The 5,219-nt window shown below is 72.2% G+C and carries 3 protein-coding genes; 2 read left to right on the top strand and 1 reads right to left on the bottom strand.

The genetic code is table 11. The features are described 5' to 3' along the window. Positions 1–493 precede the first annotated feature (493 nt). On the top strand, positions 494–1,594 hold the full coding sequence (locus D7231_RS00405; protein ID WP_241999484.1) for a cytochrome P450: 1,101 nt from the start codon (positions 494–496) through the stop codon (positions 1,592–1,594). Between the two features lie 13 nt (positions 1,595–1,607). Further along, positions 1,608–1,799 (top strand): ferredoxin, encoded by a 192-nt coding sequence (locus tag D7231_RS00400; RefSeq protein WP_120752860.1) that lies wholly within the window; start codon positions 1,608–1,610, stop codon positions 1,797–1,799. A gap of 140 nt (positions 1,800–1,939) precedes the next feature. Here D7231_RS00400 and D7231_RS00395 read toward each other — a convergent pair whose 3' ends face one another. Then, complete coding sequence (locus D7231_RS00395) at positions 1,940–5,185, bottom strand: SDR family NAD(P)-dependent oxidoreductase (RefSeq protein WP_158673694.1); 3,246 nt, start codon at positions 5,183–5,185, stop codon at positions 1,940–1,942. Positions 5,186–5,219: the final 34 nt, after the last annotated feature.

Raw genomic sequence — 5,219 nt, 5'->3', positions numbered from 1 at the left:
GCCGTTGACCGCAGCCTCCGGCGCCGCCGAAGCTTCCGAAACGCCCGAAGCCTCCGAAGCCGAACCGGCCCGATTCCCCGTTCCGTTGAGCCCGGACTCGACCATATTGCGCTCCACCCACCCACACAGAGAACGAAAAGGCACCGCGCACATGGCGGTGCGGTGTGACCCTAGTTTCGGCACAGTGAGCGCGATTCCGGCGTGGTACGGGATCAGGTCTAGGGGAATCCCAAACGGACGGGGTACGCGACGGCGCCGCGCGGAGACCGGCGGCCGGTGAGCATCACTAAGGAGAACCCTAGGGGCAGTTGTAGGAGAGTCGTGGGCCGTATAACCTTTCCCCTTTCTCCTCTGGCGAAGAGGCTTCCCCGGCATGACGCAATCGCGAGAATCCGACCACCCCTTAACCACCCGCCCCTTCCCGACGGCGCGCCCCTCGGGCTGTCCCTTCGACCCGCCGGCCCCTTTCGCGGAAGCGCGCCAGGAATGCCCGGTGTCGCCGCTGCGGTACCCCGACGGGCACATCGGTCACCTGATCACCGGCCTGCGGAGCGCGCGGGCCGTGCTGGGTGACACCCGGTTCAGCTCACTGCCGCCCGGGAAGCGCTCTCCGGTCAAGGTGCCCGGATCCGAGCTGAGCACCGATGTCCTCCCTCCGGGCATGTTCGTCAACATGGACCCGCCCGAGCACACCCGCTACCGCCGCCTGCTCAGCAAGCACTTCACCATCCGGCGGGTGCGCGAACTCCGGCCGCGCATCCAGGAAATGACGGACCGTCTGCTGGACGAGATGGAGGGCAAGGGCGGGCCCGTCGACCTGGTGGAGGCCTTCGCCAAGCCGCTGCCCACGCTCGTCACTTCAGAGCTGCTCGGACTGCCGGAAGAGAACCGTGCGCAGTTCGGGCACCACGTAGACGTCCTCTTCAGCCTCTCCAGCAGCGGCGAGGAGATGCAGGAGTCGATGACGCTCCTCGGCGGCATGCTGCACGCCCTGATCGCGGCAGCGCGCAAGGACCAGGGCCCGGACATCCTCGGCAGACTCACCGTCGAGACCGACCTGACCGACGAAGAGCTCCTCGGCATCACGTTCGTCCTGCTCATCGCCGGCCTGGAGACCACTACCAACATGCTGGGGCTGGGCACCTACGCCCTGCTGCGCCACCCGGAGCAGCTGGCGGCCCTGCGCGCCGACTGGTCCCTGATGGACGGTGCCGTCGAAGAGCTTCTGCGCTACCTCAGCGTGGTGCAGATCGGCCCGATCCGGGTGGCCGCCGAGGACTTCGAGTTCGAGGGGCGGCCCATCCGCAAGGGCGAGGTCGTCACGGTGTCGCTGCCCGCCGCCAACCGCGACCCGCTCGGCTTCGACGACCCCGACGCCTTCGACATCCGCCGCGGCGCGACCCGGCACCTCGCCTTCGGCAGCGGCCCCCACCAGTGCATGGGCCACCACCTGGCCCGCCTGGAACTCAGCATCGGCTACGAGTCGCTGCTGCGCCGCTTCCCCGGGCTGGAACTGGCCGTTCCGGCGGAGGAGATCGGCCTCCGGGAGATGATGGTGACGTACGGCGTCCTGGGCCTGCCGGTGCGCTGGTGAAGAGGAGATCGTGATGCAGATAGAGATCGACAAGGACCTGTGCTGCGGCGCGGGCACGTGCACGCTCGTCGCCCCCGACGTCTTCGACCAGGACGACGAGGACGGCACGGTGATCCTGCTCGACGCCGCCCCGGGCGACGAGCACCGGTCGGCGGTGGAAGAGGCCGCCCTACGGTGCCCGATGGCGGTCATCACCGTCGGCTGACCACGACCGCGCTCCGGACGGCAGTGACGCCCCGGCACCCCACGCAGCGCTGCCCTGCTGTTGCCTCCGCATGAACGGAGGCAACAGCAGGGCAGTTCACCGACGGCGGCCGGTGCGGTCGCGTGCCGCCGCGGTGCGGATCACGCTGCGGAGGCCCGCCGGCGCCGTGCCGCGTAGGCGTCGGGGAAGGCGTTGATGGTCGCGTGGCCGGTGGCACGGTCGGTCCCTGCGGCGTCGCCGAGGTGGTCGTTGCCGGGGTTGTCGTTGCCGGGGTTGTCGTTGCCGGGGGCGTCCGCGACGGAGCCGAACAGGAGCAGGAAGTCCAGGCCGAGCCCGCGGGTCGCCGCATCGACGTGCGCCGCGCCGTCCACCGTGGGGGCGAGGACGGCGGCGGCGCCCGCGAGCGGCTTGTCCGCGAGGGAACAGTCGTCGAGGACACCTGCCGCGTGGAAAACACCGTCGAGCCGGCCGTACTGCATGCGGATGTCGGACACCGCGGCGCGTACGGCGTCCTCGTCGGTGACGTCCGTGCACCGGTACGTCACCTCACCGTGCGGCAGGCGGACTTGGAGCGCATCGACCTCCGGGCTGTGCTCCGACCGTCCGCCGACGACGACCGTCGCGCGGTGCCGCTCGCACAGCCGCTCGGCCAGGAGCAGAGCGAGACCGTCCGCACCACCGGTGATCCAGTAGATGCCGCCGTCGCGCAGCAAGCTCTCCTCGGTGGCCTCCGGGGGCAGTTCGACGGTCGTGCGGCGCAGCTTGCGCCCGTTGCAGTCGTGGATGGCCTCCTCGACCGCGCCGTCCTGGACGTCGCTCTCTTCCCCGTCGCCCTCTGCCCTGTCGCCCTCTGCCTCGTTGCCCACTTCCCCGTTGCCCTCTTTCGTACGGTCGCGGGGAGCGTAGTCGTCGAGGAGGACGAGCTTGCCGGTGAAGGAGGGGTCCTCCTCGTGCGCGGTGTTCAGGAGAGCCGCGAGCGGGGCGTGAGCCGGGGAGTCCGGCGCGCCGGGAGCGGCGGCGGTCCCCTCGTCCCCGGCGCGGTCGGCCGATCGCAGCCACGCCCACATCGCCGAGGTCGTCGCGTGGGCTTCGGGTGCGTCGGGCACGGACGGGACCACGTGCGAGGGTGGACGGCGCAGGCCGTTTTCGTCACCGCCGACACCGATACCGACACCGATACCGATACCGATACCGTCGCCGTCACCGTCCCGGCGCCCCGCGCGTTCCGGTCCCGCGGTGGGCGTGAACCAGTGCGGGGTCCGTGCGAAGACGTAGCCGGGGAGGTGGATGCGGCGGCCGTGCTCCGGCTCCGGCCACTGCGCCCAGTCGACGGGCAGGCCCCGGGCCCAGGCGACGGCGAACTCGTCGATTCGGCCCTGCTCCAGCAAGTGGGCGGCGAACGCCGCCGCCTCGTCCGGGTCGTCCACGTCGAGCCCGTCGGGAGTGTCCGTGGCGGCCCGGCCGTACGGGCAGCCGGCCGGCGGCTCCTCCCCCGCGGCGACGGCCTCCAGCTGGGCCGCCCACTCGGCGAGGCCGCTCGCGCGGAACACCACGCGCTCGGGCATCGGCACGCGGCCCTCGCGCAGGGTGCGGGCGACGTCGGCCAGGGCGGGGGCGTCGTTGCGCTCGATGCGGGTACGGGCCCAGCGGGCGAGCCCGGCACACATCTCGCGGAGCCGGTCCTCGTCCTTGGCGGAGACCGGCAGCCACTGCTCGCCGCCCGCCGCGGCGGGAGCGTGGGCGGGGACGGGGACGTAGGCAGGGCCGGGTGATTCCAGCAGCACGTGGGCGTCAGTGCCGCCGAAGCCGAAGGAGCTGACGCCCGCGCGCAGCGGTGCCGATGCGTCCGCCGCGGCCCCCGGCCGCCCCGGGGTCCAGTCGGTGAGGCGGTCCACGATGTACAGCGGGCTGCCGTCCAGTTTGATGAGCGGGTTGAGCTTCTCGAAGCCGACGGTCGCGGGCAGCTTGCGGTGGCGCATGGCGAGGATCACCTTGAGCATGCCCGCGATGCCGGCGGCCCCCTCCAGGTGGCCGATTCCGGTCTTCACCGAGCCGACCCCGCAGCGGTGTGCCCGCACGGCCTCGGGAAGGCCCCTGCTCGTCTCCGCCCGGCCCTTGCCCGTGCCCCCACGGCCCCTGCCCGTCTCGGCCGAGCTCCTGCCGGTCTCAGCGCGGCCCATGCCGTTCCCCGGCCGGCCGCTGCCGATACGGCTCCCGGGCCGGTCCGCTCCCGTCCGGGGTCCCGCCGCCGCTCCCGCCTCCGGCCGGTTCTCGTGGAGGTCGGCGAAGGCCTGCTGGAGGCCGCGGATCTCGATGGGGTCGCCGACGGGGGTGCCGGGGCCGTGCGTCTCGACGTACGTGACGGTCTCGGGTGCGATCCCCGCCCGGCGGTGGACCCAGGCGATCAGCTCGGCCTGGGCCGCCGGGCCGGTGATCGTCAAGGAACTGGTGCGGCTGCCGTCGCGGCTGCCGATGCCCTTGATCAGCGCGTGGACGGCGTCGCCGTCGCGGCGGGCGTCCGCGGCGCGCTTGAGCAGGAGGGCACCGCCGCCCTCGCCGCGCACGTAGCCGTTGGTGTTCGCGTCGAAGGCCTTGTACCGGCCGCCGGGCGAGACCATGCCCGCTTTGGCGAAGGCGATGAGGTGGCGGGGCGACCAGGTCAGGTTGATGCCGCCGGCGAGGGCGTGGTCACAGTCGCCGCGGCGCAGCGCCCGCACGGCCTGTTCGACGGCCACCAGAGAGCTGGTGCACTCGGTGTCGTCGACGACGCTGGGGCCGCGGAAGCCGAAGTGGCGGGACACCCGGTCGGCGACGAGGGAGCAGGTGGTGCCGGTGGGATAGCGGGCGCCGATCTGCTCGGCCTCGCACTCGACCAGTTCGGCGTAGTCCCAGTGGCAGACGCCCATGAACACTCCGGTGCGGGAGCCCGTCATCCGGTCGGCCCGGTACCCGGCGTCCTCCAGGGCGTGCCAGCTCAGCTCCAGGGCCAACCGCTGCTGCGGGTCCATGGTCCGTGCCTCGTCCGGGGAGATCCGGAAGAAGTCCGCGTCGAAGCAGTCGGCGTCGTCGACGAAGCCGCCCCACACGCTGCCCGCCCTGTCGAACTCGCGGCGCGGGTGGCCGGGGTGGTCCTCACTGCGCCAGCGGCGCTCGGGCGCCCCGCTGATCAGGGAACGGCCCCGGGCCAGGTGGTCCCAGAACTCCTCGGGGGTGCGCGAGCCGGGCAGCCGCAGGGACAGCCCGACGACGGCGATGTCCTGGACCGTGTCCTGAATCGTTTCCTGGGCGAGGTTCTGGCCGAGGTTCTGGGTGATGTCCTGACCGTCGCGAGCGGGGACGCCGGTTCCGTTCATCATGACGGCGGCGTGCTTTTGCGTCATGTTCATGTGCCCCCCGGTGAGCGGTGGTCCTCGATGACGA

This window comes from Streptomyces klenkii (assembly GCF_003626645.1).
GTDB lineage: Bacteria > Actinomycetota > Actinomycetes > Streptomycetales > Streptomycetaceae > Streptomyces > Streptomyces klenkii.
Note: the sequence above shows the minus strand (reverse complement) of the source record. Positions and strands in the feature narration are given on the sequence as shown.

Bases quoted from the DNA above. Each gene is read 5' to 3' on its own strand.
- D7231_RS00400 (WP_120752860.1), top strand. From the start codon at position 1,608: ATGCAGATAGAGATCGACAAGGACCTGTGCTGCGGCGCGGGCACGTGC.
- D7231_RS00395 (WP_158673694.1), bottom strand. From the start codon at position 5,185: ATGAACATGACGCAAAAGCACGCCGCCGTCATGATGAACGGAACCGGC.